At 59.2% G+C, this 1,261-nt stretch carries 2 protein-coding genes; one reads left to right on the top strand and one right to left on the bottom strand.

Going from position 1 to position 1,261, the window contains the following annotated elements; all coding sequences use genetic code 11:
* Positions 1 to 362: 362 nt before the first annotated feature.
* A complete protein-coding gene (locus G408_RS0108775; protein WP_037412883.1) occupies positions 363 to 773 on the top strand; it encodes a DUF1801 domain-containing protein in 411 nt (136 codons plus the stop codon).
* A 192-nt stretch (positions 774 to 965) separates the two neighbouring features.
* Here the strand turns inward: G408_RS0108775 and G408_RS15480 are convergent.
* Positions 966 to 1,261 (bottom strand): hypothetical protein (locus G408_RS15480; RefSeq protein WP_211226663.1); only part of this gene is annotated, 296 nt, incomplete at its 5' end.

The raw sequence follows: 1,261 nt of genomic DNA, 5'->3' as shown, positions 1-1,261 counted from the left end.
GCTCTTCAGTGAAGCGCTTCTTCATGGGTTCTCCTTGCCTTGATAAGGGTAGAGAACTCACCATCGAAGTGGCTACATGATCCGTCTCAGGTCACTGGGCATGCATCAATGCAATTGAAACACTGTCCAAGCAGCTGGGGGAACCATCATCATCAGAAAGGCGAGAAGACGCTTGGCAAGCAGCTCACTGGAAGATTGGCGCCACCAACGTGGTGGCGATTGGAAAATGCGGTGATGAGTTAATTAACTATCGCATCATCTTGTCCCCAAGAATCTCCACTGGAGCAACCTAACAATTCATTCAAGCCGACGCCGCTTCGCGGCGCGGCTTAACTCAGGCGTTAGCCCGCTCGGGAGCCGTTATGGGCAGTCGCAAGTCTCCTTCCGCAGCTTCAGTCGCCGATTACATCGCCGGCCTTGCTTCACCACTGCGAGAGGAAGTCGAAACTTTGCGCGGTGCGATCCTGGCGTCGGCCGATGGCATCGGGGAAGAGATCAAGTGGAACGCTCCGAGCTTCTATGCCGGCGAGCACTTCGCCACCATGCGCCTGAATGGCAAGGTCCCGCTTCAGCTCATCCTGCACCTCGGCGTCAAGAAGAGCGCCATCGCCCGCGACTCGATTGAGGATCCGGAAGGTCTGTTGCAATGGCTGGGGCCGGATCGCGCATGCATCAGCTTTCCATCGCCCGGGTTCGTTGCCGCACGGGTCGCCTCCGTGCAGCACATTGTTCGCCAGTGGGTGCAACATGTGCCGGCCCGGGGCGCGGGCTAACAATTCGTCCAAGCCGACGCCGCTTCGCGGTACGACTTAATTCAGGCGTTAGCCGTTACGGCATCGAGTCCCTCGCAGTGTTTCAACCTATCTCTCATGCAGCCGGTGGCATCACGCCAGCCCAGAACTCTCTGCCTCGCGTGGATCCGTAACCTCCCCCGTCAAGCGGACATGCGTACCGCGCGCCGCAACTCATGGCAAGGCAATCATTGCCAGGAATGCCAATAGGCTGATGCCGATCAGCCACCACTGCAGTTTCGCCTCGCGCGCGGCCCGGCGCCGGTCCCTGGCAACGGAGGAGTGCCGGAGCACCAAGAAGAACAGTATGCCAAGCGCTGCGCAGGCGCCCGCCACGAGTCCATGAATCATCTCTGCCACGCCATAGCACTTGGGGATGACCTGCCGGCTTTTTTCGGACCACCGATTAGTTGAGGACGGCTCGGTGGGTTGATGCGGGTTGCTGCTTCTGGAACTCGTCCTTGAACTGC

Source organism: Silanimonas lenta DSM 16282 (assembly GCF_000429065.1).
Classification (GTDB): domain Bacteria; phylum Pseudomonadota; class Gammaproteobacteria; order Xanthomonadales; family Xanthomonadaceae; genus Silanimonas; species Silanimonas lenta.
This window is presented reverse-complemented; position numbering and strand designations above follow the sequence as displayed.